The organism is Caldisericum insulae (assembly GCF_047785965.1).
GTDB classification, from domain to species: Bacteria; Caldisericota; Caldisericia; order Caldisericales; family Caldisericaceae; genus Caldisericum; species Caldisericum exile_A.
On sequence record NZ_JBLOBF010000006.1, the window covers coordinates 79,242 to 103,313 of the forward strand.

17 protein-coding genes are annotated in these 24,072 nt (G+C 36.4%); 10 read left to right on the forward strand and 7 right to left on the reverse strand.

The features are described 5' to 3' along the window. The first annotated feature begins 47 nt into the window (after positions 1-47). Positions 48-200 carry a hypothetical protein gene (locus ACMV0E_RS05260; protein ID WP_416085331.1) on the forward strand — a complete coding sequence of 51 codons (153 nt, stop codon included), beginning with the start codon at positions 48-50 and terminating at the stop codon, positions 198-200. 91 nt (positions 201-291) lie between these two features. Next, positions 292-891, forward strand: a complete 600-nt coding sequence (iorB, locus tag ACMV0E_RS05265) for an indolepyruvate ferredoxin oxidoreductase subunit beta (RefSeq protein ID WP_416085332.1) — start codon at positions 292-294, stop codon at positions 889-891. A gap of 68 nt (positions 892-959) precedes the next feature. Here the strand turns inward: iorB and ACMV0E_RS05270 are convergent, their stop codons facing one another. Then, a complete protein-coding gene (locus tag ACMV0E_RS05270) occupies positions 960-1,610 on the reverse strand; it encodes a peroxiredoxin (RefSeq protein WP_416085333.1) in 651 nt (216 codons plus the stop codon). A 202-nt stretch (positions 1,611-1,812) separates the two neighbouring features. Here ACMV0E_RS05270 and ACMV0E_RS05275 point away from each other — a divergent pair, with 202 nt between their 5' ends. The 5 genes from ACMV0E_RS05275 to ACMV0E_RS05295 all read left to right on the forward strand — a co-directional run bounded on the left by ACMV0E_RS05275 (position 1,813) and on the right by ACMV0E_RS05295 (position 7,458). Beyond that, a complete protein-coding gene (locus ACMV0E_RS05275) occupies positions 1,813-2,553 on the forward strand; it encodes an alpha/beta hydrolase (protein ID WP_416085334.1) in 741 nt (246 codons plus the stop codon). Continuing rightward, entirely contained in the window at positions 2,534-3,793 is a 1,260-nt protein-coding gene (locus tag ACMV0E_RS05280; protein ID WP_416085335.1) for an MFS transporter, read from the forward strand. Before ACMV0E_RS05275 ends, ACMV0E_RS05280 begins: the two co-directional genes overlap by 20 nt. 12 nt (positions 3,794-3,805) lie before the next feature. Then, positions 3,806-4,702 (forward strand): phosphate acyltransferase, encoded by an 897-nt coding sequence (locus ACMV0E_RS05285; protein WP_416085336.1) that lies wholly within the window; start codon positions 3,806-3,808, stop codon positions 4,700-4,702. 825 nt (positions 4,703-5,527) lie between these two features. Next, a complete protein-coding gene (locus tag ACMV0E_RS05290; protein WP_416085337.1) occupies positions 5,528-6,898 on the forward strand; it encodes an ATP-dependent DNA ligase in 1,371 nt (456 codons plus the stop codon). Positions 6,899-6,930: 32 nt separating this feature from the next. After that, complete coding sequence (locus ACMV0E_RS05295) at positions 6,931-7,458, forward strand: hypothetical protein (RefSeq protein ID WP_416085338.1); 528 nt, start codon at positions 6,931-6,933, stop codon at positions 7,456-7,458. Positions 7,459-7,473: 15 nt separating this feature from the next. Here ACMV0E_RS05295 and ACMV0E_RS05300 read toward each other — a convergent pair whose 3' ends face one another. Both ACMV0E_RS05300 and ACMV0E_RS05305 read right to left on the reverse strand, forming a co-directional pair. Beyond that, positions 7,474-7,749, reverse strand: coding sequence for a ubiquitin-like small modifier protein 1 (locus tag ACMV0E_RS05300; RefSeq protein ID WP_416085339.1), 276 nt, complete (start codon positions 7,747-7,749; stop codon positions 7,474-7,476). A gap of 9 nt (positions 7,750-7,758) precedes the next feature. Next, a complete protein-coding gene (locus ACMV0E_RS05305; RefSeq protein ID WP_416085340.1) occupies positions 7,759-8,622 on the reverse strand; it encodes a DMT family transporter in 864 nt (287 codons plus the stop codon). An 89-nt stretch (positions 8,623-8,711) separates the two neighbouring features. Here ACMV0E_RS05305 and ACMV0E_RS05310 point away from each other — a divergent pair, with 89 nt between their 5' ends. Together ACMV0E_RS05310 and ACMV0E_RS05315 are read left to right on the forward strand one after the other, a co-directional pair. Further along, positions 8,712-10,295 carry a M2 family metallopeptidase gene (locus ACMV0E_RS05310; protein WP_416085341.1) on the forward strand — a complete coding sequence of 528 codons (1,584 nt, stop codon included), beginning with the start codon at positions 8,712-8,714 and terminating at the stop codon, positions 10,293-10,295. Between the two features lie 262 nt (positions 10,296-10,557). Then, a complete protein-coding gene (locus ACMV0E_RS05315; protein ID WP_416085342.1) occupies positions 10,558-10,851 on the forward strand; it encodes a GIY-YIG nuclease family protein in 294 nt (97 codons plus the stop codon). 685 nt (positions 10,852-11,536) lie between these two features. On the opposite strand, the gene ACMV0E_RS05320 is transcribed toward ACMV0E_RS05315, so the two are convergent. The 4 genes from ACMV0E_RS05320 to ACMV0E_RS05335 form a co-directional block, all read right to left on the reverse strand. After that, on the reverse strand, positions 11,537-14,764 hold the full coding sequence (locus tag ACMV0E_RS05320; RefSeq protein WP_416085343.1) for a stalk domain-containing protein: 3,228 nt from the start codon (positions 14,762-14,764) through the stop codon (positions 11,537-11,539). Positions 14,765-14,779: 15 nt separating this feature from the next. Beyond that, positions 14,780-16,450, reverse strand: a complete 1,671-nt coding sequence (locus tag ACMV0E_RS05325; RefSeq protein ID WP_416085344.1) for a S8 family serine peptidase — start codon at positions 16,448-16,450, stop codon at positions 14,780-14,782. A gap of 44 nt (positions 16,451-16,494) precedes the next feature. Beyond that, complete coding sequence (locus ACMV0E_RS05330; protein WP_416085345.1) at positions 16,495-17,904, reverse strand: S8 family serine peptidase; 1,410 nt, start codon at positions 17,902-17,904, stop codon at positions 16,495-16,497. Between the two features lie 165 nt (positions 17,905-18,069). Then, the gene (locus ACMV0E_RS05335) at positions 18,070-18,276 is read right to left on the reverse strand and encodes a DUF2905 domain-containing protein (protein ID WP_416085346.1); all 207 of its coding nucleotides are present in this window, start codon (positions 18,274-18,276) and stop codon (positions 18,070-18,072) included. A 1,123-nt stretch (positions 18,277-19,399) separates the two neighbouring features. Between ACMV0E_RS05335 and ACMV0E_RS05340 the strand changes: the two genes are divergently transcribed. Then, positions 19,400-24,072 (forward strand): Ig-like domain-containing protein (locus ACMV0E_RS05340; RefSeq protein WP_416085347.1); only part of this gene is annotated, 4,673 nt, incomplete at its 3' end.

Sequence of the window (24,072 nt, forward strand, 5' to 3'; positions counted from 1 at the left end):
CCATTCCATTATAATTTTAATGTGAAAATTTTAAAAGGAGGTTTTAAATGGAAGGACTTTTGTTTATTTATGTGATTCTTGTAGTTGCCCTTGCAGTATTGCCATTTGTTTGGCTTCATAACATCAGTCTTAACGCATATAGGAGCTATCAAGAACTCAAAGAAATAAAGGAGATGCTTAAAGAGTTAAAGAATAAATAAAAGTATCTCTCGAAATTTAAACTTTTAAGATGATGACTTTGAAATTTTTTTGAAATTTTTAAAGTTGCTATTATCATATTCTTGAGGTGATATGATGCAATATAATATTTACATTACAGGCGTTGGTGGTCAGGGAGTGGTAAAGACATCAATTGTAATAGGTCAAGCTTGTATAAAACAAGGCCTAAATGTTGTAACCTCCGAAATTCATGGAATGTCCCAAAGGGGAGGGGTGGTTCCAGTTGAGGTTAGAATAGGCGATGTAAATGGCCCCATTATTAAAAAAGGAGGCGCAGATTTACTTCTATCTTTTGAGCCTCTTGAGGCTTTGCGTGCCCTTCCAAAATTAAATGAAAATACTTTTGCAATTGTTAATACCGGAGAAATTGTGCCATTTACAGCGTCACTTGGAATTTCAGAATATCTTTCAAGTGACGAATATCTTTCTGAATTAAAAAAATATCTTAAGGTTGTTATTCCTGTGAATGCTGAGGCTATTGCAAAAGAAGTTGGGGATAGCATCCTTTCTAATATGGTCATATTGGGAGTAGGTGCATCTGTTCCAAATTTTCCTCTCAAAAAGGAATTCATTGTTGAGGCAATAAAGGAGAGTTTTAAGCCGCGGTATGTAAATTTGAATATTAAGGCATTTGAAAAAGGTTTTGAAATAGGGGAAGCTAACTTTAAATAAGAAAAAGGAGGATTTAAAATACAGGCGGGGTAATTACCCCGCCTTTTATATTTATCGGTTTTCGGGACTTATTTTACTTTCTTATGGCAGAACCACCAATCGTAGCAAGTGTATTCCTTCATTCTCTTAGAGGCAGCCTCTACATTATCTGCGGGTGGTATAATCACCTCATCTTTAATGAGTTCGTTATTTGGCCAATTTGCAGGCATTGCTACGCCTTCTTTGTCAGAAACTTGTAGTGCTTCAACGATTCTTAGAATTTCATCCATATTTCTACCAAGTTCCTGTGGATAGTAGAGCATCGTCCTTAAAATGCCTTTGTCATCAACTACAAATACAGCCCTAACAGTGTTTGTGCCCTTGCTTGGATGAAGCATTCCAAGTGCTTCTGCAATTGCTCCTCTATCGTCTGCAATTATAGGGAATGGGATTTGGACTTTTAGTGTGTTTTCAATCCACTCAACCCATTTAATGTGAGAGAAAACTTGGTCAATTGAAAGTCCAATAAGCTCAGTATTAAGTTTCTTAAATTGCTCATACCTCTTTGCAAATGCTACAAACTCGGTTGTGCAAACAGGGGTAAAATCAGCAGGATGGCTGAAAAGTATAAACCACTTTCCTTTGTAGTCATCTGGTAATTTCTTAACACCATGAGTTGTTTTAACAGTAAATTCTGGGAATTTCTCTCCTAATAAAGGCAATCTCTTAATTTCTTCCATCTTACCCACCTCCTAATTTATAATTTTTCTAAACTACACTTTAATTATAATAGAAAAAAATTTTTTGTCAAGAGAAAGGTTCATTAAAAGTTTTTCTTAAGACTTCGATGATACTATTTTAATTTTTTTAAGGAAATTTTTTGAAAGACTTACACATATTTGTTTTTTTGTTGCATTTATTTATAATCTTAAAGAGGAGATTATGGATTTGCACAAAAATATAGGGATTTTACTTATTCACGGCTTTACAGGAAATCTTAAAACTCTATCCTATTTAAAGGATCAGTTCGAAAATAATGGATTTATTATAGAAATGCCATCTCTTTCAGGACATAATTCAAATTACATGGATCTTGAAAAAGTAAATTATGAAGATTGGTTTAATGATGTTGAAAATTCATATAGAAAGTTAAGTGAGAAAACCGATAAAATATTTGCCTTTGGGCTTTCAATGGGTGGAGCACTTGCTCTTCATCTGCAAACAAAGTTTAAGGATATTAAAGGGCTTATCCTTGTAAATCATGCGCTTATCCTCAAAAAGAGTTTTAAATTGTTGCTTGTCCCAATTTTGAGGCATTTTATAAAATTTGTCTATGATCCAGGGTCTGACATCAAAGATAAATCAAAAACAGGTCTTGCGTATGATTACATTTCTTTGAATGCACTTTATGAGTTTATGAAGCTTATGGAAGTTATAAAAGAAGAACTTCCAAATGTAAGCGCACCTCTTCTTATTTTCAAATCTCTTGAAGATCATGTAATTCCATATGAAAGCGTTTTAATTACCCTTAGAAGCGTTGGCTCTGATGAAATTTTCCTTGTTCATCTTAAAAATTCATATCATGTTGCAACCGAGGATTTTGACAAGGAGATTATTTTTAATAAAAGTGTTGAATTCATAAAGACAATCTTAAGGAGGGAAAATGGAAACGAATTCTGCTGAAATAAAACCCAAGGCAAATTTCAAAAAGGTATTCCTTTTGGGGATGAGTTCATTTTCGGATCAACTCTTTTGGGGTATTTATAACACAGATATCCCAATTATTGTGCAAACAATTTACCACCTTTCTAATACCCTTACAGGTTGGGTTATGAACATTGATAACATTCTTGGTCTTGTACTTCTTCCACTTGTAGGAATGCTTTCTGATAGGACAAACACGAGAATCGGAAAAAGGATGCCCTACATTCTTGGTGGCCTTTTAGGTGGAGCTTTCTTTTTCTTTCTTATAGCACTTTTTGCACATTTTGAGTTGCCATTTATGTATGTATTTTTTGCAATATTTTTTGCCGTATCGGCTATGTCAGTCCAAAGGTCTCCGACAATTGCTCTTATGGCAGACATTACCCCAAAAGAGGATAGGGCCCCTGCAAACTCAATTATGAACTTAATGACAGGTATTGGTGGCATATTCGGAATACTTGTTGTGGGAATGATCTCATCGGTGAATAGACTTTTAGGATTTTTCGTTGCAAGTATCTTTATTGTAATTGGAGCACTTGTTGTGTTCTTTTCCGTAAATGAAAAAAGAGATGCCATATATAGAAGTGAAGGTGAAAGCGAAGAGCCTTTTAGTATATTTAAGTCATTTGGGCTTTTATTTAAAAAAGAGAATGTTTCTCTTTTGTTTCTTCTTCTTTCAGTTGCGTTTGGTTGGATTGGAGTTAATACCGTTGAAACTTTTTACACCGCTTTTATGAGTATGGAATCTGGACTTTCTCCAACTGTTGGCGAGCAGATGGCGAAACTAAATCTTTCTATCTTCTTTATTACATTTATTGCCTTTTCAATCCCTGCAGGTTTTCTTGGTAAAAAATATCGAAGAAAACTTCCTATGCTTGTTGGTCTTTTGGGACTTGTTTTTGTGTTTGGAGTTGTTGTTTTTGTTAAGAATTACTCTATTCACAAGTATCTTTTTGCACTTGGTGGTATTTTGTGGGATCTTTTCATTGTGAATGCAATTCCAACAGTTATTGATTTTGGGACACCTGAAACACAAGGCACATACACTGGTTTCTATTATCTTTTCTCTCAAACTGCAAATATCGTTGCTCCTGTTCTTGCTGGTAGTTTTGCTGATGCGTTTAAGACAAAATTTGTTATTTTCCCTATATCTGTGATTGCCTTTATTGTGGCGTTTGCTTCTCTTACATTTATGAGAAGAATTCCTATTAAAGACTAAAAGGAGGTTTTTATGTTTAAAAATTTCCAGGAAATTATTGAGCATCTCAAAGGCGTTGGAAAAACTCCAATTGTTGTTGTGGGGGAAGATAGAGATGCAGTCGAAGCAGTATTCGATGCTTACAAAATTGGAATTGGTGTTGGTATTTTTATAGGAAGCAAGGAGAAGTTTGACAAGATTTTTGAGGAATTTGAAGATAAAGGATTTATAAAAGATGTTATTGATTCAAAGGATGATGAAGAAAAGTGCAAAATTGCAGTTGAAACTGTTAAAAACGAAGGCATACTTCTAAAAGGTTCAGTAAAAACTGCTACCCTTTTAAAGGCAGTTCTTAATAAAGATTGGGGGCTTAGAACTGATAGAATTATTACAAGTGTTGCAGCATTTGAATCAAATTATGAAGGAAGAGAAAAGATCATACTCTTATCAGACGGGGGAGTTTTAATTCGCCCTGACATTGATACACTTGTTAAGGAAATTGATAATGCTGTTTTTGTTGCAAATAAACTTGGAAACCCTATGCCTAAGGTTGCGCTACTTTGTGCAGTTGAAGTTGTAAATCCTGATATGCCTGAAACCTTGAATGCAGCTATGCTTAGAAAAATGTGGGAGAGAGGCCAAATAAAAGGGTGTATAGTTGATGGACCGCTTGCACTTGACAATGCACTTTCTGTTTATGCAAAAGAGAAAAAAGGTATTGTTTCAGATGTTGCAGGTGATGCAGATATTCTTATAACTCCCGATATAGTGTCAGGAAATATACTTGGAAAAGCAGTTGAGTATATTGGTGGAAAACCACTTGCAGTGACTGTTGTAGGAGCCTCAAGACCTATTATGATACCGTCGCGTGCAGATAAAGCCGAATCCAAACTCCGTTCAATTGCTTTGACAATCCTTATATCAAAATAGATAGGATTACCCGATTGTAAAAGGGTATAATATCCAATTAACTAATAGAAGAAAAGGGTTCCACTTTATATATTAACCTAAAATTGTTTTTATTTAGTGTTTATTGAATGAAGTTCGAAGATTTTCAAATTTAGAAGGGGATACGGTTCTTCCACTCAATGGTTTGTCATTCCAAAGCCAATTTTCATTTGTCATTCCGAAGGCAATTTGTTGTCATTCCAAAGTCAATTTTCATTTGTCATTCCGAAGCCGAAGGCGAGGAATCTCCTCTGTTTCAGGGGAGTATTGAGGGGGGTTGTTTCCCCCTCAAAATGGTTGTCATTCCGAAGTCGCGTAGCCACGAGGAATACCTTATTTAGAGGGGGATTTGAAATTCTCCCCCTCTAACTCCCCCCTAAAAAGGCTGAGAATCCTCGTCACTTCGTTCCTCGGATTGACAATTCTTTGATGTGTTTTTGGGGGAGTATTGAGGGGGTTGTTGCCCACTCAAACTGGTTGTCATATCGAGCGAAGTAAGATATCTCCTCTGTTTATATTGGAGGAAGTAAAATCCCCCTTCGAACTACCCTAAAAGGAGGAGATTTCTATTACTCGAAGGGGTAAAAGTCCCATTCGAACTACCCCAAAAGGAGGAGATTTCTCCTCACTGCGTTCGTCGAAATGACAATCATTGGAAGGGGGCACATCCCCCTTCCAACTTTCCCCTTAAAACAAAAAAATAACTTTTCACTTTCATTTGTCATTCCGAAGGCTTTAGCCTGAGGAATCTCCTCCTTATTTCCTTTTTGTATTATAATGTGCGATAATATTTTGAAGGAGAAAATCATGGAAGAACAGGACTTTATAGAAAGTGATGTAAGACTCTTTTACGAAATACTTTCCCATGAGAATGAAAGTGAAATTCGCCTTATAAATTATGGTACATATCCTATAATAAAAATTATAAAAGGTATCGAAAAATTCGTTCAAGTTGCAAGGGAATACAACGGAAAGAGAAACATTTACACTGTCCTTCGTGAGCGGAAACCTGGTCTTAAAACCTCTGCAAAGGCAGAGGACATTATAAAATTACAAATCATTGTGCTTGACTTCGACCCCATAAGAGAGAAGGATTATCCCTCAAATGATATTGAACTCAAAAATGCAATTGCTATTGCAACAGAAATTGCAGAAAGTTTTAATTCCATGGGCTTTTTAAAGCCTCATATTGCAACCACAGGAAATGGTGCTGCACTTTATTTTAAAATAGAACCAATTCAAATAACAGACGATAACAGATATTACATAACTGAACTCCTACAAACATTTGAGCAATATGTTCGCTCTGAATATAAAGAGCTTTTTAAAAAATACAATGTGCGGTTGGATAGTATGTATGATCTTCCTCGCATTGGGCGGGTTATCGGGACAAAAAACATCAAAGGTGAAGAAATAGAAAATCGTCCACATAGAATATCGAGATTTTTGTATGTCAATACACCTCTAAAAAACGATCCTGAACTCTTCAATTTTATAAAAAGCCTTTCTAAAAAATCATACCCCATTTTGGAAAAAACAAGCAGAACATCACAATCAAATAAGGTGCAGTCATCCCTATTAAATGAACCTGAACAGTTTACGGGTCGCCCTGTATACCCTATGCAACCTATCCCATATTTTGGAGAAAGGCTTGAAGGAAATTGGATTTGGGAATACAAGGTTGATGGCTTTAGGCTACAAATCATAAAAAACGGCGGAAAAATTTACTATTTTGGGAGAAGACTTGAGAAAAATCCAGATTGGACTGATAAACTTAATAGGATAATACCTAATGAATCTTTCAAAAATCTCCCCGATAAATCCATGCTTGATGCTGAACTTTACTCAACTCTCGGAAGAAGAGGTGTCCCATCTGTCTTTGCAAATAATGGCAAGGCTGATCCAATTGTATATGTTTTTGATGTAATCTTCTATAACGGAAGGTCTCTTGAAGATCTTCCATTGTCGAAAAGGAAAGAAATTCTTAATTCAGTTAAATTCTTACCGCCTATCTTTATTTTGCCATATTTTAAGGTGGAAAACCTTGAAGAACATCTTAAGGAATCACTGTCAAAAGGTTTCGAGGGGATTGTCATAAAAGAACTTTCTTCAAAATACGAAATTGGATCAGATGCACCAATTGCAACTCAATGGTGGCGAAAGATAAAGCCTAAATAATTATCGCATTATAATATTGTAGGAGGTGAAAAATGGCAGTTGGGAGATTTCAAGTAATGGCAACACTTCAGGCGGCAAGGGCATATGTGTTGGGAAAACCATTACATGAAGCAAAGAGTTTTGGGCTTAACCGAGCTATATTCTATGCGGCAGCCAAAAAGGGATTTAAGGCTACGAAAGGGGCAAAGCCTCCAGAAAAAGTTGTCATAGGCAAAACTGAACTTCCAGAAGATAAGATAAAAAAGATTCAAGAAAGTTACAAAGTGGTAAATCTTGGCGATGAGATTGCCTATGCAGTGGAATTAGATGGAAAGACTTACTACATCATAGGCAATGAAATTCAAACAGAAGAAGACTTTGCAAAGGAAGTTGAAAGGCGCTTCAATGGGAAATTCGACAAGGCTTGGGAGGAGGCATTAAAAATCGTTTCAAGTTATGACAAAGGCGTTTTACTTTCTCAAAGGTATTTTTATGAAGCGGTTTATAAACCTCGAAGAGATGAACTTGCAAAAAAGTGGACTGCCCTTGCAGAAGGTGAAGAAAGCGATGAGAGTAAATAGCCCCAAACCAAAAATTTATCCACCTGCAACAGGTGGGAATATCGATATTTTATCGCCGTCCTTTAGAGGTGTGTTGCCTTTTTGAAGGAATTCGACATTTCTTCCGTTAACTAAATATATATAGTCATTTTTGAGTGAGTCGTTTTCATCAAGCACTTCATTTTTTAGAATTGGATATTTTTCAACCAATTTTCTTATTGCATCAATAACAGTTTCGGCATCAAGTTCAACTTCACCCTCTTTAAACTTTTCTCTAATAGTTGCATACATTTTTATCTTTACTTTTGCCATATCAACTTATTATACCTCAACGCGTGCTGAAATGTAAATACCAAACAAGATAAGCACTGCACCTACTATTTCTAAAACTGATGGGGTTTCTTTGAGGATAAAATATGCGCCAATTGTTGCGATAATTGGTTCTCCAAGGATTGTTACCGCAATAAACGATGGGTCTAAGTATTTGAGGGAGTAGTTATATGCCGTGTGTCCCAAAATCTGCGGAATAAATGCAACTAGGAAAAACATAAGGAAGGTGTTTGCTTGATAATGAAATAGGTTTTGTCTTGTTATAATCGAAACAATAATAAGGATAATGGCCGTGTAAGAGTATGTAAAGAATATAAAGGGAATGAGTTCGAATCTCTGCCTTATTCTATTTGTGAAGGTTAGATAAAGCGAGACTGCAACTGCTCCCAGTAATGCAAGTACATCCCCCAAAATGGGTGCTTTTGCAACACTTCCTTTTGAAGAAAGTCCAATAAGTATGCTCCCTGATATTGCAATAGCAATACCTAAAAGAAGCTCCCTTTTCACCTTTTTTCTAAAGAAAATATAACTAAAAATTGGCACGAAAATGGGGTTTGTAGTCACAAGCACTGTTGAACTTGCAACCGTTGTATATTTAAGAGAGTAAATCCACAAGACGAAGTGAGTTGATAAGAATAATGCAAGGGGCACAAATACTATAGAGTCCTTGAAAGAGATCTTTTTAGAGTAAAAGATGTAAAGGGGTGTTACAATAAGGGCACTCAGGGTAAGCCTGTAAGTTGCAATAACAATTGGCTCTGCGTCTGTAAGCCTTATAAGGATTGATGATACACCAACACTTATAACACCAATAATAAGTATAAGTATTAACTTTACACGATTTTCGCTTTCCATTGAATTAATTATATTGAAAAATTTTCTTTTAAATGATTTTTATGATAAACTAAATTAGAAAGATATTGTTTTAGAAAGGTGGTGAACATATGGATATAAAAGAACTTCTAAACAAGGTGAATAGCGACCTTGAGCGTCTTTACAAGGCCTCAGCAATTGCATATTGGAATCTTGCAACAACAGGCAAAGAAGAATATGCAAAAGAGCTTGAACAAAGCGAAGTAGAGTTAAAATTATACCTATCGAATAGAGACCTCTTCGAAATGATAAAGGAATCTCTTGAAAAATACAGCGATAATCTGGATTCACTTGAAAAAAGGCAATTAACAATACTATTTAATGAAATGCTTCCGAACCAACTTCCAAAAGAAGCAATTGAAGAAGTTGTTAAAAGGGAAGTTGAGATTGAAACTATATACGCAAATTATAGACCTCAAATCGATGGTAAAGAAGTTTCAACAAACGACATTGTTGAGATCTTAAAAACAAGCAAAGATATCGAAGAGAGAAAAAAGGCATACCTTGCCTCAAAATCAATAGGCGGAGTAATTGCACCAAAACTAATAGAACTTATAAAGATACGAAATGAAAATGCAAAATCTCTTGGCTTTTCAAATTATTACGATATGATGATGGAGCTTCAAGAGCTTTCAACTGATGAGATTCGCTCACTCTTTGCAAAGATTAAGAATGATACAGACGAAGTATTTACCGAAATTAAAGATGACATCGATACAGTGATTGCAAAGAAGTTTGGAGTCCCAAAAAGTGAAGTAAAGCCTTGGCTTTATGAAGATCTATTCTTCCAAGAAGTGCCATCAATTGACGATTACAACTACGACGAATATCTAAAGGATAAGGACATTGTGAAGCTTGTTATGGAAGTTTATTCTCGAATTGGTCTTGATATAAAAGATATAGTTGAGCGTTCTGATCTATATGAAAGAAAAGGAAAAAATCCGCATGCATTCACGATTTCAATTGATAAGATGAAAGATGTTAGGGTACTTGAGAATATTAGAAATGATGTAAAGTGGCTTGAAACAACTCTTCACGAGTATGGACATGCTGTTTATGACAAATACATTGACAAATCCCTTCCATTTATTTTAAGAGATCCGGCACATATATTCACAACAGAAGCTGTTGCAATGTTTTTTGGGCGACTTGCAAGACATCCTGAATTTTACGAGAAAATCCTTAATATTCCCGAAGAGAAACTATCAGAAATTTCACCGCGTTTGATGAAACTTCTTAGATACCAGCTTGCGATTACAACTCGTTGGGTTATTACTTTTGTTTTCTTTGAAAAGGAACTCTATAAGAATCCAGATGGCGACCTCAATAACCTTTGGTATGACATAGTGCATGAGCTTCAATATGTTGATCTACCCGAAAGACGCAATTATCCTGATTGGGCATCAAAGATTCACTTTGGGTCTTCACCTGTTTATTATCACAATTACCTTTTGGGTGAAATACTTGCATCGCAATTTAGTGCATATATAAAGGCTAATTTTGGTGATGGCTTTATAAAGCCGCAGGTTGGCGAATTTTTTGTTGAGAGGGTGTTCAAGAAAGGCGCATCTCTTAGATGGGATGACCTTGTCGAATTTGCAACAAAAGAACCCTTAAATCCTGCTTACCTTGTAAGCTTCATAAAAGAAAAATAGACTTTCCTTCACTCCAGTGATGTATTGAAAAGGATTCTCAGAAATTTTAGGGGGCACAACACCGCCCCCTCAATACTCCCCAGAAACAGAGGAGATTCCTCAGGCTAAAGCCTTCGGAATGACATTGCGACGTCATTTCGACGAACGCAGTGAGGAGAAATCTCCTCTTTTCTGGGGTAGTTCGAAGGGGGACTTTTACCCCTTCGAGTAATAGAAATCTCCCCCTTTCAATTTCAATAGTTTTTAATATAATCACTTTAAAATGGAAGAAAAGAAATTCTATGTGTATATCCTATCAAACAAATATAACAATGTTCTATATGTTGGTATTACTAATGATTTAAAACGTAGGATATATGAACATAAGAATAAATTCATTGATGGTTTTACAAAGAAGTATAATGTTAATAAACTTGTATACTATGAGATTTTCAATGATCCAATTAATGCAATAACAAGAGAGAAACAACTAAAAGATTTTAGAAGAGAAAAGAAAGTTAGACTTATAACTGAGTTTAATCCAAATTGGGAGGATCTATATCAAAAAATTCTTTAAATATTCAATAAAGGATATTTCTCATTAACCAATTTAGAAATTCAAATAATTCTGTTTTTCCTAAATTTCTAACAGAGGAGATTCCTCAGGCTAAAGCCTTCGGAATGACAAATGAAAGTGAAAAGTTATTTTTTTGTTTTAAGGGGAAAGTTGGAAGGGGATGTGCCCTCTTCCAATGATTGTCATTTCGAAGGAGCGTAAGCGACTGAGAAATCTCCTCCTTTCTGGGTAGTTAGAAGGGGAGACTTGTAAATCTCTCCAATATAAAAATATAAACAGAGGAGATATCTCGCTTCGCTCGATATGACAATTATTTTGAGAGGGCAATAAATCGCCCCCTCAACACTCCCCCTAATAATAATTTTGCCTTGGGGGTAAGTTAGAAAGGGGGTACCCCTTTCTAATGGTTGATGGGGGAATTTTACCCCTTCGAGTAATAGAAATCTCCTCCTTTTGGGGAAGTTCGAAGGGGAGACTTGTAAATCTCTCCAATATAAACAGAGGAGATATCTTACTTCGCTCGATATGACAATTATTTTGAGGGGGCACAACACCGCCCCCTCAATGCTTCCACGACTAATAATTTTTGCTTTTAGGAAAAGAGAAAAAGGTCTATTCGAGGCTTAAATAGAATTAAAAACTGGCAGAAGAAAATCTTCTGCCAGTACATAAAACAAATAAATCTTTAAGGTGCTGGATAAGTTATCGTTATCGTCTTGGTTGTTCCATCCCATTCGACCTTTGCACCAAGAGATTCTGCAACAAACCTAAGAGGTAGCATAGTCCTTCCATTAATTATCTCTGGCATTACCTTATGATTAGTATCATCTATCCACTTTGTTACACCATTTACCTTCGCCTGTGGTTTACCAATCCATAACTCAATAGTAGTTGTACCTAATTCAATGGTAACTTTCCTCGTAGCCCCATCCCAAGATATGGAGCCACCAATTGCTTCAACAATAGCCCTTATCGGAACAAGTGTACGAGAATTCTTAATAACTGTTGGGGAATCAAGTGTTCCTGGAATACCATTAACTGTAAATGTAGATGATCCAATCTGCAATGTTATGACCGTAGATGTTTTAAGATAAACAGTTCTTGTAAGTTTACTAGATATTCCATATTTATTTGTTGAAACAATTGTTATTGTATTGGCACCTTCTCTTAAAATTATGCTGTAAGCAAATCGACCATCGCTTCCAACACTTACTTTAGTATTATTAATTGTAACTATGCAACCTGGGTCAGTCTTTCCTGTGATATAGAAACTTGAATCTTTGACTGTAGTTCCATTTTCAAAATCAACAGTGAGAGTTGGCGGCGCAGGGTTGTAAACTGATAGCGTAACTGGATTACTTTCTGTTCTTATGATACCTAATTTACTATTGTAGAAAGTAACATCTGTTGGTACTATATTTGTGTCACCTTCAGAAACTCCTGTAAACGTAATTCTTATTAGGCTTCCTGAGGCAGACACACCACTAACTTTACCAACAAGAGAGTACCCCACAATAATTGTGCCCGCCTTATCGTGATTCTCCAAGAAAACTGCATTTGCTCCAAGATTAAAGACAGGTTCAACTTTCGAAACTTTTAGTTTTGTATTGTCGTATGAAATTGTAATTGCCAATCCATAGAGATCCTCTGCTTTATCAATTGAGAGATCGATCGTTCCAGTATTCCCAAGTGGCACTTTATCTCCTATAAAACTAACCTTAACCGGTGGAATTTCTGGTGTAAAGATAGAAATTGTAATAGATTTTGATAGATTGGTGGAACCATTAGAGGTAAAAGTCAGAGTAACTTCGCCACCTTCTTCAGGAGCTGCACTTACAGGAACGGTTACTGAAACTGGTAAAAGTACCGCTTCATTAGACTTCACAGAAATATTATTTGTATTGATAACAAAGGTCCAAGAAGACGGAAGATGGTTTTCAACTTTCAATGAGTAAGAGTCATCAGAGCTTCCGGTATTCTTAATCACTATATTAAAATTGAAACTATCTCCCGCTTTAGCTTTGACATTTGACAATGAACTCCTAACAGTAAAATCATATTTTGGAAGCTCAGGAGCAGTAAAAGAAAGGATTCTTACAACATTATGGAAGCAATCAGCAACAAGAATTTTGCCATCTTTAGTAAAGCTTAGCATTGCAGGCTCATAAAATTCTCTTTCAGTTGACCAAATAAGATCAAATGTATCTCCCTTAAATGCTTGGAGTCTTCCATTTTCAGTATCTGAAACTATTATATTTCCCGAATTATCGACTATAATGCCGTAAGGAACCCAGAATTTACCTTTTCCTCTTCCTCCACCGCCAAAAGAGCCTTTAAGTTTTTGAGAGGAATCATATACATATACTTTGTTATCATCGGTTGTTGTAATGTAGAAATTACCATTCTTATCAATATAAAGGCCAACTGGAGCATGTGCTGGTGCAAACTGACCCAATAAAGTACCATCAGGCTTAAAACCTACAATAGATTGAGTTCCGTTACTTGCTGCCCAAACATTACCTGAGAAATCAACCGCAACACCAAAAACATTCGAAACTTTCCCTGCGCCAATTTTCGCTACGAAATTGAAGTTTTCGTCGAACTTGGCAATAAAATCTCTAAGTCCTACATAAATGCTTCCATTGTGGTCGGATGCAATACCTCCAATTGCCTTAAATGGCTCTTTGTCGCTTATTCCTTTTATTGACTTAATGAATTTTCCATCGGGGGTAAATATATCAACTTCGCCTACATTGTTAAAATTGGTCCAACTTGTAACCCAAATGTTTCCTTTTGAATCTTCGCAAGCAGCCCAAGGGTTAATAAGTCTTCCTTTGGAATATTCGCTAAAGTCAATTTTACTTACAAAATTTCCTTTAGAGTCAAACTGTGTAAGTCTTATCCCAACAGGATAACCAAATGGATTTCCAGGGCTGTAGAAATAGCCAGAGTCAATTACAAATACATTGCCATTATCGTCAACTGCGAAACCGCCAGCAGTAAGGAAGGTTCCGTTCGGCTGTGGGATTTTTGTTGCATTGTCACCAAATTTCATAAGGAATTTACCGTTTGGATCAAATTTCTGAACGCAAGCATGTTCTTTATTTCCTAATCCTCTGTCTAATACATAAATATTTCCTTGCTTATCAACAGAAACATCAAATGGATATACAAACTGACCATCATTAGTCCCAGCACTTCCAAACTTCAACAAAGTCTTTCCAGTACCGTCAAGCTTAAAAACAACTGAAGAACGCATATCAACTACATATAGATTGTTCGAAGAATCTACACACATTCCACCGGGCGCAACAACGTCTGTTTGAAGAATTGTTTTGAAATTGCCATTGGTGTCAAATACTTCAATCCTCCCATTCAATTGATCAGAAACATATACATTTCCAAGAGAATCTACTGCAATACCAGAAGGACCATTAAACTGACCATTCCCAGAACCTTCAGATCCTGCATTAAAAATCCATTTTCCGTTTTTGTCAAATTTTGCAAAGTAGTTATTAAAGAAGTCTGCAATGTAAAAATTACCATCTTTATCGACTGCAACATCAGCAGGATATTGGAGTCTTCCTCCACCATATCCTAAATCACCAAATGTTAGGATATTGTATAGATTTTTGTCGAGAACATGAACTCTACCATAGCTTGTATCAAGGACAACAAGGTTCCCATCAGGAGTAAATGTCATTCCTTGCATTGGAAAAGAAAGATCGCTTTTGTAATCACTTTCATATGTATTTGCGGTATGAAGCGTAAAAGCACCAATATAATCATCAGGGAGAATACCAACAAGTCCAACCTGATACAGAGGTTTTGTATCTGCTTTAGTAATAGTTGAGAATGATATACTTGTAAAGAGTAATGCAATAGTTATTAACAAGGAAAATGTCCTCTTCATTGTCCTCACCCCTTCCTATGGGTATGTCTCCCCAAAATGGGAGAGCAATATTACTAAATCTTTTCCATCAATAACTCCATCCATGTTAAAATCGGCAAGAGGTAAATAATTTGAATCCTTTGGTTCACTTCCAAATGCCTGTTTAAAAAGTGCAAGATCTACATCATCAACCTTTTTATCCCTATTAAGATCCCATGGGTTTTCGGCTTTGTTTATTGTAATTTGCGTTGGAACAAATACCGATAGGATGCCATTATTGTTTATGCCAGTTACACTGGATTCCTTGAAACCTACATTTGTTGTGCCTAAAACTTTTCCTCTCAATGTAAATGAGACCAAACTTGAGTTTCCCTTCAATTCATGACCTTGCTTAAATTTAATGTTCACAAAAATTTCGCCCGTAAGATTATCAACCTTTAAAGAATAAGTATCGACATCATCAGGTTTTAAAGAACTGCTGAGTGCAACATTTTCTGCCTTTACAATATTGGCATTGAAATATACTATTGTATTGACAGAAGATATCGCATCGCTTAAAGAAACACTTAAAGTAGCATTCGAAGTTTCCTCCTGAGCTATCGATCGTTTATCAAGTGAAACTGAGCAAGTGTTTTGAGGTGCATTCTGAATCTCAAAATTACCTTCAACAGTTGCGGTATCTTCAATTATAGGGTTCTGTTGATCATTATTAGATTCCACAACCGCAACTTGCCACACATATGTCCCATTCTTTAAGAAATAATTTCCGTAAATATCTCTTCCATCCCAAGTAAATTTATAATGTCCAAGGAAAAGTAAAGATTTATTGTAGATTACCCCAATAGTATTTCCGTAAAGATCTTTTATTCTTATTTCGACCTGGTCTATGATATTTGAACTCTCAGGTCTTTCGTTAGGCTCAGTTGGAGGTATCACAGAACCCGATCCAAAAGCAAAGTTAAAATCAATTGTGTTGCTTCCAATCTTAAGAACATTTGAAGAAGCACTAACATCATAAAGTTTTTCCGGAATTTCAACATCGCCATTCCAGATTATAAATGGTACATGCAACTTTGTCTGTCCATTATCAAACCAAATAACTCCCTCATGTGGGCCTTTTGAAAGTTTTGTATTATCAACCGAGAAGGTGATTTTAATCGTAGAAGACTCGTAAGAAGCAACTGTAACTTTTGCTGGATCTATATTTACAGTTAATCCAGAAGAATTGCCAAGAGTAAATTCTGAAGAAACTGAGAACGTTTGGCTTGATCCACTCACATTTTTAATAGTTAGGGTAACAGGGGCAAGCGAATCTGTCTTCATTAAAATATCATACGGCTTAATAACTGCAGGAGTATTTATTGCATTTGCAATATTTACTCGACCGGATCCTTGTAAAAGCCATGTTATAGTTTCATTATTTTGATAGTTCTTGAGTATAACTGCTGTGTTCATTAGTGCGGCCTTTATATCTTCAGAAGCAAAACCAGGATGTGCCTGTTTAAAAAGAGCAATTGCTCCTGCGACATGTGGTGCTGCCATTGAGGTACCATTCCAACTTGCATATGCACCACCAGGAATTGAAGAATATATTGCAACACCAGGTGCTGCAATTTCTGGCTTAAAGTAAAAATCAGCCGCAGGACCCATAGAACTAAACGAAGCAATTGTACCAAGACCTGAGATATCACTAAATTTAATTTTCAATCCTTTATTTACAAGATCTTTAAGGAAGAGGCCATCACTTTGAGTTACAAAAATTGCAGGGATATACTCTTTTTTTCATCACCTGGAGATACATTAAAGGTAGGCGAAACAATACCAGGCATATTGTTATAAATTATGACACCAACCGCTCCTGCTTCTTTAGCATTTAAGTCCTTATCTCTAAAATAAATTGCATTTGGACCAATTGGACCACGAGATATGAGGGCAATTTTACCTTTAACATTCACTCCTTCAAAATCGGAAGTTCTTCCATAGCCACATGGAACTACTTCAAATTCTTGATCTTTTGGGAAAGCAGGAGAAAGATCAGCATAATTTCCAAGAATCAAACCTTGGCCTGAGGGAACATTAGGAGAAATTATGTTTATTGCAGGATGAACACCATCATCTGATGCTGCAACTGAAAGCACTTTCCTTGCACCCGATGGAGCTCCTAAAGGATATGGTTTTGTTTGACATCTTGCTCCCTGATTGCCGGCTGAAATTGAAGATAGAACCCCAGCGTCGGCTGCAGTATCAAATGCTTTATTTTCAGGATCTTCAGGGTCAGAGGTACCAAGACTTCCCGAACCAAAAGAAAGATTCGCAACATTCGCTCCATCCTTTACTGCCCTTTCAATTCCCGCAATAATATTCTCAGTAGATGCATTTCCGCTACCACCTGCAACGATCTTATATGCAAGAATTTTTGCTTTAGGCGCCACACCCTTTATTTTACCATCTGCCGCTGCAATACCTGCAACATGTGTTCCATGCCCATTTAAATCCATAGGGTCTGGATCTTTATCACCAAAATCATACCCGCCGATAACTTTGTAATTTGGTCCAAATCCCCCGCCCAAATCTGGATGAGTGTAGTCAACACCTGTATCAATTATGGCAATAACTATACCAGTGCCATCAACAGGGTTTCCTTTTGCATCTTTTATTTGTTGTGAAACGGCATTTGCACCTATCACAGAATTACTCACATCGTCAGAAATTGTGTAGGTTCTGCCTGGATAGATCTTTTTAACAAGGTCTAATTGTGAAATTTTCTTGAGATCTATACCTCTTATGGAAAGAGCAAAACCATTGTAGGTATACTGGTATCTATATCCAAGTTTAGCGTCAGGTGAGATGGTCTTAATCTGTCTGAATAGTTCAAGCTGTTTCTCCGTAAGCATTTTTTCATAATCATTAGCAGAAATACTCCTTCCAAAAGACAAAAGTGTTGAATCACCTTTTTCCTTCAAGGAATAGATAATTACAGGATCATCTTTTAATTCCACAATTACATTCACATAGTCGTTTGTTGTGAGCTGTGTTTGGTTAAAACTCTTTGACAACTTTGAAGCTTCAACTGCATTAACTGGAGCAGAAGAAAAACTCATCAAGGATGATAATAGCAACAGAACTAATACAGTCACTAATACTTTCTTTTGTAATTCCATAATGCCTCCTTTCTTCACTTTGAGTACATTATATCTATAGAAAAATTTTATTAAATTTTATTCAAGTCAATATCAAAAGATTGCTTTAGTTTAAAACTTTACATGGCTAATCTCATTTAAAAGAACCAAAAATCCTTAAGCAAAACAAATATAAAATAAGAAAAGTCATTTTCTAAAGATTAGATTCAAGATTAGAGTTAGCAAAAGGCTAATTAAAATTGAAGTTGTGATGGGAAAATAGAATTCAAAATTATCACGTTTAACGTAAATATCACCTGGAAGTCGAAACTTCCAATTTTCAAAAAGCATAACAATAAGCCCAAATATGATAAGCAAGACACCCATTAATACAAGCACTTTCCACATTTTCATACTATATTATACAAATAATCAAACAATGATTAAATATCCTTTAAGATATCTTTTAAGTACACTTTATTTTGAGGAATTTACAAGAAAGTATTTTAAATCTTTTCATTAAATTCTAAGCAAAAAGGTTTGTTAGATTTTGGAGTGGTTAAAAAAACAGCACATTTATAATCAAACTGAGGAGATTCCTCGCCTTCGGCTTCGGAATGACACAACCAGTCATTTCGACAAACGTAGTGAGGAGAAATCTCTATTTTGAGGGGGCAACAACCCCCTCAACACTCCCCCAAAACAGAGGAGATTCCTCGTGGCTTCGCCACTTCGGAATGACATTGAAACGTCATTTCGAACGAAGTGAGAAATTTCCATATTTTGAGGGGGCACCAAACCGCCCCCCTCAACACTCCCCCGAGACTGAGGAGATTCCTCGCCTTCGGCTTCGGAATGACATTGAAACTTCATTTCGAACGAATGTGAGAAATCTCCATATCTTGAGGGGGCAACAACCCCCCTCAATACTCCCCCAAATAATAACTTTTCCTTGGGGGTAAGTTAGAAAGGGGGTACCCCCTTTCTAATATTGGAGATATCTCGCTTCGCTCGATATGACAACCATTTTGAGGGGGCAACAACCCCCCTCAACACTCCCCCGAAACAGAGGAGATTCCTCAGGCTAAAGCCTTCGGAATGACAAAAAATTGCCTTCGGAATGACACAACGAGTCATTTCGAACGAAGTGAGAAATCTCCTCCTTTCTGGGGTAGTTCGAAGGGGGACTTTTACCCCTTCGAGTAAATGAGAAATCTCCTCTTTTGGGGGAAGTTGGAGAAAAGCCTTGTGGAATAAGTTAGAAAGGGGGCACCCCCTTTTCAACGGTTGATGGGGGCTTTTACACTCTCGATTGGCTCAGAACCTTTCACATTTGTTTTTATAACTTTTCTACAAATTTTTTATCGCTTTAATTTGTCTGTAATTTTTTAATAATTTTATTATATTATTCAAAATTCTTGCTGAATTTAATTAAGTTTTATTAATTTTTTGTTTTTATTTGTTCTAATTTTGTATATTTTGTTTTATAATTTTCTTGTGGTAGAATGTGTACCACAAATAAAAAGAAGGAGGTAATATGAAACGAAAAATTTTTTCGGTATTGGTGGCGATTGCACTGGTTGTATCTCTCATTGTCCCGCTTGGAAATGTTGTGAAAGGAGCAGCTACTGCTACTATTTCACCTATTTATTACTATGCTCCTTATGATGGAACATTAACTTCTGGAACTCCGATTGCCTATTATGTTTCATTGACGGGTGCAACGCCAAGCACTCAGTATTATGTGAATGCTTACTTTTACAATGGAACATACCCGTCTGGAGCTTATATCTGGAATCCTACAACTTCACAATGGATTGCAACTACTTCTTCTTCTCCAACTTCTACTTCTGGTCATCCTGTCATAACAACAGATGCATCTGGTAATTGGTCTGGCTGGATTTTTGTTAAGTCAAGAATAGATAAAGACTACACACTTATTCCAAACATTAGAGTTAGATTTTATTTGACAAGCAATACATCTACTCAAATAACTACAACTTATAATAGTGTGCACATGATGAATATGCATATTTCAGGCTTTACTCCTCCCTCATGGGTTGATACAGATGGCGGCTGGATTGAAGGAATGGCTTATAAATCCGATGGAACTACACCTGCATCAAACTCTCCGGTTGTTGTTAAAAATTCTTCTGGGACAGTTATCGGAATATATCTAACAGAAGATAATAGCGTTAATGAAGGTTATCCTTCATCAGCAGGCTACTTCAAAGTTCCAGCACCAGTTGGATGGGGCTATACCGTTGAAGTTTGGGATCCTTTAACAAATACAAAAATTGGTGTTGCAACAACTGATGTTTTTGTAAAAGCAGGAGAGACAACTTCAAATGTTATAGTAAATGGCACACAAACAAGTTATCCACCCTCAGTATTTTCAACTTCACCTTCAAATGGTGCAGTAAATGTTCCAGTTAATGCTACAATCAGTGCTGTATTTACAAAGGCAATGGATTCAAATACAATAAATACAAGCACAGTTATTTTGAAGGACTCTTCCAATAATTTAGTTTCTGGAACAGTATCTTATGATTCATCTACTAATACTGTGACTTTTCAACCTTCAGCATACCTTAGTTTTTCAACAACTTATACTTTTACGATTTTAGGCGGTTTATCTGGTGTAAAGGATACACTGGGAAACCCAATGGCAAGTGACTATTCAATTTCTTTTACAACTCGACCTCAAGGACCGCAGGTTGTTTCAACAAATCCTACAAACGGTGCTTCGAATGTCCCTCTAGATACGACAGTTTCTGCAACATTTGATAGAGATATCGATAGTTCAACTCTTTCACCCTCCACTTTTACCTTGAAGGACTCTTCCAATAATTTAGTTTCTGGAACAGTATCTTATGATTCCACTACAAAAACTGCAACATTTACTCCTTCATCAAAACTTTCTTCAAATACTACTTACACAGCAACTCTTTCTGGAACAATTCAGGATACGAGAGGATATTCAATGGTGCAAGACTACTCATGGTCATTTACAACTGTTGAACTTCCTATAACAATAGCAGAGGCACGGGCAAAACCTGTAGGTTCTACAGTCTATGTGAGAGGCAATGTCACAGTTGTACCCAATACCTTTAATAGAGGTTTTGCAATTCAGGATTCAACAGGCGGAATTTATGTTTATCCTTCATCTGCACCATCAGGAATTTCACTTGGGGATATCGTTGAGGTAAAAGGCACTCTTTATAGCTATAATAATTTGCTTGAAATCTCTCCCGTAACGTACATTAACCGAATTGACTCCGGAGTTTGTCCTGATCCTATTACTCTTACCCTTGACCAGATTGGCGAAAACTATGAAGGAAGCCTTGTAAAAACGACTGGTACAGTAAAGTCAAAGAGTGGAACAACGAGCATAACTATTATTATAACAGATGGCACAAATGATAGGCAAGTTTATGTGTATTCTCAGACAGGAATTAATACTTCTAATATCCTTGTTGGTGATAGCATTACAGTAACTGGTTTCTTAGGACAATACGGTGCAAATTATCAAATTCAGCCAAGATATCAAAGTGATATTGTTTTAAATAAGCCGCAGGTTGTTTCGACAAATCCAACTAACGGTGCTTCAGGAGTGCCGTTAAATAGCACTATTTCTGTTACATTTGACAGAGCTCTTGATCCTGCAAGTATTGATACTTCAAGCATTATTGTAAAAGATTCAGATGGTAACATTATCGCTGGGACTGTATCTTATGATAATACGAACTTTACCCTTACCTTCACTCCTAACACAAATCTTCCATTTGATCCAGGGATTACAGTTATAGTTTCAAAGAATATAAAAGACACAAATGGCAATCCGATGGGAAGTGATTATGTCTTCCAATTCTCTACAGTTGTATTACAATCACCATCTCCTACAACACCGTTTGCAACCTCTCAAGATACTTCATTGAAGATTTTTGCAATAATGTATAATTCGCTTGAACCAGTTATAAACGAAAAAGGCGAAGCAGTTTGCCTTATGAACACAGGCTCATCGACTATTGATATCTCAAATTACACTATTACTGATTTTGAGGGTACTGTCAAATTTCCACAAGGCACATATATAGCACCTAATGTAAGAATTTGGGTTGCAAGAGAATCAACTGAATTTTATAATGAGTTTGGATTTAAACCTAATTTTGAATACGGCAAAGATACGGATCCAAATGTCCCGAACTTAATAGATGTTAATGGTATGTATCCTATATTTGACAATACAGGTGATGAATGTGCAGTATTTGATGCATCAAACAATATCGTTGATGTTGTTGCATGGGGTACATCTGACTATGCAAACACAGGTTGGATTGGCGCAAAAATTAATCCATATATCTTTGATTCATATATCTCACCCGAAGGCGATATTGCCTATAGAAAACTTGATGAAGAAACGGGATTACCCATTTCTGATACGAATACGGCAACTGATTGGTCGTGGGACCCTAACGACCCGATTTCTGGTTGCAAGATAATGTATCCAGGATGGGATACATGGGATTTATTCCCAAGAACAGTTAAACACTCAGGTGTCGTTACAACAACATTTGCACTTTCTCCTGATAATGCATTCTATGCTCTACGAGATGCAATAAGATCTGCTCAATCTTCAATAAAGATTGAACTTTATACAATAACAAGCCTTGAACTTATGCAAGAGATCCTTACCAGAATGGATGCAGGTGTTAAGGTTGAGGTACTTATGGATGGCGAGGTTTATGGTGCAGCTGGTGGAACATATGACCAAGTAAGATGGTTTGTGACTCAGGTTGTTAATAAAGGTGGTACTGCTTACTTCCTTAGGAATCCTTCCAACTCTCCATACCCCCATGATAGATACAACAATGTTCATATAAAGACAATAATTATAGACGACAGTAAGGTATTTATTTCTGCTGATAACTTAACACGGAGTTCTATGCCTTGCGATAACTTATCCGATGGAACAGCAGGAAATAGAGGTGCAACAATACTTACAGATGATCCTGTTATAGTTCAAGGAGTTCTAAGTATTTTCAACCATGATTTTAATATAGGTTACTATGATGTTTCTCCTTATAATCCTCTAACTGATGCACCACCTTCAGGGTATACACCACCTGCAATGGATAATCCATCTGGTTATACACCAGTACAGCCACAGCCGCTTACTGTAACAGAATACGAAGAGCTTGAACTTATCCAATCGCCTGACACATCAATAAAGGCTACCGAAGGAATTATTGGTTTAATTAACAAAGCTCAACAAGGTGATATTGTAATTGATGAAAATCAATACGAAACACTATACTGGGGGCCTTCAAATAGCTACATTAATCCAAGACTGCAAGCTCTCATCAATGCAGCAAATCGTGGTGCACAAGTTTATATACTACTTGATAGTGTAAACAGTTCTACAACAAATACACCTACAAAGAATTATTTAGATAGCCTTAATAATCCTAATATACACGTTCTTCTTGGAAATCCTACTTCTGGCAATGGTTCATATCCAATTCATAATAAGATGTTCCTTGCTCGAATTGGAGGTAAAGGATATGTAAATATTTCCTCTATCAATGGCTCTGAAAATGCGTCTCGTGCAAATCGTGAGCTTGGTATCCTAATCCAATCTAATGCAGGCTTTGAATATTATTACAAAGCATTTGCCTATGACTGGGCAGTTTCAGGCGGGACAACTTATACTCTGAGTACTTCTGTTTCCTCTGGAAGCGGATCCATAGTTGCAATACCTTCAAGTGATAAATACTTGCCAGGCACCCAAGTTACCCTCACTGCAACACCATCTACAGGTTACCACTTCGTTAAGTGGACCATAAATGGTACAGACTCAACAGCTAATCCTCTTGACATTACAATCACAGGTGATACAACAGTCTCAGCAGTATTCTCAAATAAGTATTACATAACTGCAAATGTAAATAACCCTCAATATGGTTCAATTACACCGTCAGGTGTTGTTGAAGTAATACAAGGCGATGATCAATCCTTTACTATTACACCTAATCGTGGTTATTTCCTCAGTAAAGTTTTTGTGGATGGTGTAATAGTATTCCCTGTTGGTATGACTACAAATACCACAGGTTCTTACACCTACACCTTCACCAATGTCACAGCAGACCACACTATCCAAGCAGTCTTTGCACCTGGAATTCTCCAGTATGTAATCACTGCCTCAGCAGG

Excerpts from the sequence above, each read along its gene's own strand:
- ACMV0E_RS05315 (WP_416085342.1), top strand. The coding sequence starts at position 10,558 with ATGGAAGAAAAGAAATTCTATGTGTATATCCTATCAAACAAATATAAC.
- ACMV0E_RS05290 (WP_416085337.1), top strand. The coding sequence starts at position 5,528 with ATGGAAGAACAGGACTTTATAGAAAGTGATGTAAGACTCTTTTACGAA.
- ACMV0E_RS05280 (WP_416085335.1), top strand. The coding sequence starts at position 2,534 with ATGGAAACGAATTCTGCTGAAATAAAACCCAAGGCAAATTTCAAAAAG.
- ACMV0E_RS05335 (WP_416085346.1), bottom strand. The coding sequence starts at position 18,276 with ATGAAAATGTGGAAAGTGCTTGTATTAATGGGTGTCTTGCTTATCATA.
- ACMV0E_RS05320 (WP_416085343.1), bottom strand. The coding sequence starts at position 14,764 with ATGAAGAGGACATTTTCCTTGTTAATAACTATTGCATTACTCTTTACA.
- ACMV0E_RS05305 (WP_416085340.1), bottom strand. The coding sequence starts at position 8,622 with ATGGAAAGCGAAAATCGTGTAAAGTTAATACTTATACTTATTATTGGT.
- ACMV0E_RS05275 (WP_416085334.1), top strand. The coding sequence starts at position 1,813 with ATGGATTTGCACAAAAATATAGGGATTTTACTTATTCACGGCTTTACA.
- iorB (WP_416085332.1), top strand. The coding sequence starts at position 292 with ATGATGCAATATAATATTTACATTACAGGCGTTGGTGGTCAGGGAGTG.
- ACMV0E_RS05330 (WP_416085345.1), bottom strand. The coding sequence starts at position 17,904 with ATGGAATTACAAAAGAAAGTATTAGTGACTGTATTAGTTCTGTTGCTA.
- ACMV0E_RS05285 (WP_416085336.1), top strand. The coding sequence starts at position 3,806 with ATGTTTAAAAATTTCCAGGAAATTATTGAGCATCTCAAAGGCGTTGGA.
- ACMV0E_RS05310 (WP_416085341.1), top strand. The coding sequence starts at position 8,712 with ATGGATATAAAAGAACTTCTAAACAAGGTGAATAGCGACCTTGAGCGT.
- ACMV0E_RS05300 (WP_416085339.1), bottom strand. The coding sequence starts at position 7,749 with ATGGCAAAAGTAAAGATAAAAATGTATGCAACTATTAGAGAAAAGTTT.
- ACMV0E_RS05270 (WP_416085333.1), bottom strand. The coding sequence starts at position 1,610 with ATGGAAGAAATTAAGAGATTGCCTTTATTAGGAGAGAAATTCCCAGAA.
- ACMV0E_RS05295 (WP_416085338.1), top strand. The coding sequence starts at position 6,931 with ATGGCAGTTGGGAGATTTCAAGTAATGGCAACACTTCAGGCGGCAAGG.
- ACMV0E_RS05260 (WP_416085331.1), top strand. The coding sequence starts at position 48 with ATGGAAGGACTTTTGTTTATTTATGTGATTCTTGTAGTTGCCCTTGCA.